The sequence below is a fragment of the Candidatus Propionivibrio aalborgensis genome (genome assembly GCF_900089945.1).
Lineage (GTDB): Bacteria > Pseudomonadota > Gammaproteobacteria > Burkholderiales > Rhodocyclaceae > Propionivibrio > Propionivibrio aalborgensis.
Genome location: NZ_FLQY01000295.1, coordinates 1 through 3,326, shown reverse-complemented (window position 1 = coordinate 3,326; position 3,326 = coordinate 1). Strand labels below are relative to the sequence as shown.

Annotated in this window: 4 protein-coding genes and 1 pseudogene; 1 reads left to right on the top strand and 4 read right to left on the bottom strand. The window is 57.5% G+C overall.

What is annotated here, in order from left to right; genetic code table 11:
* Positions 1-151: 151 nt before the first annotated feature.
* Positions 152-550, bottom strand: a complete 399-nt coding sequence (locus PROAA_RS13315; protein ID WP_186411807.1) for a hypothetical protein — start codon at positions 548-550, stop codon at positions 152-154.
* 338 nt (positions 551-888) lie between these two features.
* Positions 889-1,349: pseudogene (locus tag PROAA_RS19430) on the bottom strand (IS91 family transposase); the annotation flags it as partial.
* Between PROAA_RS19430 and PROAA_RS19170 the strand changes: the two are divergent.
* Positions 1,290-1,454: a hypothetical protein gene (locus tag PROAA_RS19170; protein ID WP_186411808.1), complete on the top strand. Its 165-nt coding sequence runs from the start codon at positions 1,290-1,292 to the stop codon at positions 1,452-1,454. The pseudogene PROAA_RS19430 and the gene PROAA_RS19170 sit on opposite strands and share 60 nt — an antisense overlap.
* 78 nt (positions 1,455-1,532) lie before the next feature.
* Here PROAA_RS19170 and PROAA_RS13300 read toward each other — a convergent pair whose 3' ends face one another.
* The gene (locus PROAA_RS13300) at positions 1,533-2,126 is read right to left on the bottom strand and encodes a hypothetical protein (RefSeq protein ID WP_186411805.1); all 594 of its coding nucleotides are present in this window, start codon (positions 2,124-2,126) and stop codon (positions 1,533-1,535) included.
* A gap of 85 nt (positions 2,127-2,211) precedes the next feature.
* A partial coding sequence (locus tag PROAA_RS13295) for a C13 family peptidase (protein WP_222102272.1) occupies positions 2,212-3,326 on the bottom strand: 1,115 nt, incomplete at its 5' end.

Genomic DNA, 3,326 nt, shown 5'->3' with positions numbered 1-3,326 from the left:
AGGAAAAACGATGAACTGAAAAACCATCACGCGCTCTTGCGAATTCGGGGAAGCCCTTGTAGTTGAACTAAATGGCGCGCCGCTTGCGGCGCGTCCAAGCGACCGAAGGGAGCGATTTTGAGTGTGATGTTAGAGCGCACGACTGCCTTGATTAGCTGTTTGGCGTGAAAAAGCCGAGTTTCTTCAATTGGCGCTGAATGTACGGGTGCTCGCTTAATGTGATTGCGACGGCAGCAAGGACAAAGACGAACAGGCGCAACATGGTCCCGAGAAGCGCTGCCCACTGGCCGGCCTGACTTAACTCAACCGAGGCGATAACACTGGCAACCACGAAAGGAATGGCAGATATGCCAGCCAGGGTCTGGAAAATACGGCGCGCGTGGGAATTTGTGTTTGTAGTTGGATCTGCGCCAAGAAGTGCGGCGGCAAAGAACATTAGCGCGCCAATTAAAAACCCCCCTACGTATGAATGGACCGCAACTCCTGCGAGCATGAATCCCGCACCAAGGATGGCGCACGTGATCTGAAGTGCAATGGTATGGGGTTTCATGCGCTCTAACGAATAGCGTTTATCCGCCGACGCGGGCGAGGAAGAGGAGAGCGCGGAGTCATCTCGGCGAATAAACCTTGTTGGACTGAACCGCCGGGAGGGCGGTGGTTATGGGGATTGTAAGGAAGGCACCGGGGAAGTCAATCGTTTGGCATAGCGATTGGCAGGGGAATATCCCGAGCACGGCGGGCCAAGAGAGCCAGATTCACTGAATTCCGGGTAGCCGGTTCGGCGTGCCCGACGCCACGGACGAGGACGGACGGCGAGCGTGCAAGCACCACCGGAAACGCTCTTTCCATCGCTTCGACAAGGGCTGATGTTTGCGCCACCCACCCACCTCACGGCGGCCCCCTTGGCGTCGGCAGACGACGTTCCGGCAAGATCACCCCCGACACACGAAACTGTCCGATACCGCAATGCGGGCAATGGGCCAGTTCGATGCGCGCCACCCGGCGCAGGAACTCGGCCACCGACTCGATGACTTTGGGTTGTGGTGGCGGCACATCGAGCGCGGCACGGGCAGCGGCCAGCCCGCTCTTCTTTCGGGCAGGCGACAACAGACCATAGTGCCGGATCCGCTTGAAACCGGGGGCAGAACATGGTGTAGAAAGCGCCCAATGAACTCGGTACCCGGGAGGTGGATGGTGCGCTTCTTGCCGCTTGATCGGTCGGCGCGCACCCGGAAGGACACCTCGCTCTCGTCGATACCGACGATCCGCTCATTCGAGATCGCCACCCGGTGCGTATAGCGGCCCAGATAGTCCAGCACCGCCTCGGGGCCGCCCAGCGGTTGCTCGGCCACACCAATGTGGCCACGACCATGATCTATACCCATGTATTGAAGGTCGGCGGCGGCGGCGTACGCAGCCCCGTTGATTCGCTGCCCGAGGTGGCCAGGTTGTAATTCGTCGCCGCCCTGCAGATGGTAGACCGGGCCCGCCTTTGTCTTGCTCGCGCGTTCGCTGGGTCTTGGGGCCTTGGTTCATCGGTCTCCAGTTGAAACGTACTCGACATCCGTTACGACACCGGCGCCGTTGAATGAAACCGCCAGTGATTTCTGTTGGAACTTCATGTTGAACACGGAGCCTTTTGCCTGGCTATAGCTGTAGATATAGGCTCGGTCGTCCATTCCCTTGATGACGGGATAGATTGCCTCTCCAGTCGGCTTGCCGAATAGCGCGATCACTTCAGCGCTTGTCGATTTCCCCTTCACGATTGACGGCACCTTGCTTCCGTCAAAGTCCGTTGAATCCTGCTTGAAAGAGCTTATGAATTCCTGGTTGGTCAGCGTGTCGTTATAGAAGGTAAAGGCCATCACGCGTGCTGGCGTCACTTCTGGGTATGCGCTCTCGCCCCCGGTCGAGGCGTAGGCATAGTGCGCCACTTTGAGCTGCTTCTCATTCTTAATGAGATCACCTGTCTGGTAAGGACTGCCCATCTTCGCGGTCACATCAGCCTGAGTCGACTTTCCTAACACAAGCACTCCTTCTGCAGGGCGAACAAAATCTGTCCCCGCACAAGCAGACAATAGAGCTGCAAGCGCGACAAGCACACTGGCAAAAATGCGGTTCTTCATTTCGTTCTCCCTGAAAAGTGGCAAGGCATCGCATCCAGATGGCCACTGACATGCGGACTGGAAATGCGTCTTGCGTAGCAGCGGATCATTGGCATGAGGCACAGCTTATTGGCGATTGCTTGACCTGGGCTTCCGGGTCGGCTTCGGCTCGGGTAGGCGCAGACCGCTGCAAAGCAAGCTGTTTTTGCTCGGCCGTGTATTGGTTGAGCGCTGCCCGAATCCCGGTGCCGACGTTCATCATCGGCAGCGCAGCTTCGTAGCCTTCTTTGGCGTCACGTTCGGCTATCAGCGGACTTGCGATGTTGAATGCTTCAATGAACGAGTCGGTCTTGCGTAACCCGTCTTCAAAGTAGGCTTTGCCGAAAAACGTGAAATCGGCTTCATTGCTGCAGCCGTGCGATGTCTTGTCGGGCGCCGAAGCGCTGATGACGAGCGTATTCTCATTCTTGAGTGGCTCGACGAAACCGCCGGAATAGCACGAGGAAACGACGACGACACGACGTTTGATACCCGAGTCGTCGAGAATTTTGCGCAGCACTCCCGGATCGAGCACATCGAAACGCATTGAGCCAAAACTCAGGGAAAGCCGATGTTCCCGAGAACCGTGCGAAGTCAGATACAGAAACAGGATGTCCTTGTCGGTGTCCATTTTCTTGCCAACCTGATTCAACGCGAGGCGCAGGCTGGTGACGCTGGCAGCCGGTGACTCCAGTACGGTTTTCGGATTGTTTATCAGTGTTATTGAGCGTCCCGTCGTCCCGAAGCGCGCCTTGAAGAAATTGCTGACGTAGTGGACTTCCTTCATGAAGACGTCCTGTTCCGAATAGCCGGCAACGCCGACAAAATAGAGATTGATCCGGTCCGGCTGACTCCGGTCGAGCGATGCCAGCGCGTGCTCAAGGATTCGCGGCTGGCTGTAAAACGCACGTTCTTCCAGCAGCGCGTTTTGCTGGGCGTGCTCGCGGGCCGCTGATTCCGCGTAGAGGGCCACCTTCTTCCCGGAGAGATCAAACAGCCGGGTGGCTGCGACGGCCCCCGCCAGGCCAAGCCACGCGGGGGCCAGATGTGCATAAAGCAGGTAGTAGGAATCTTCAAGATGGAAATTCCGTGCGATCAGCGGGCTGCCGAGCAGCCAAAGCAAAAGATCCCCAAGAACGCTGATCGGAATGGCGATTGCGCTGATGGCCACAGCGAGCATCA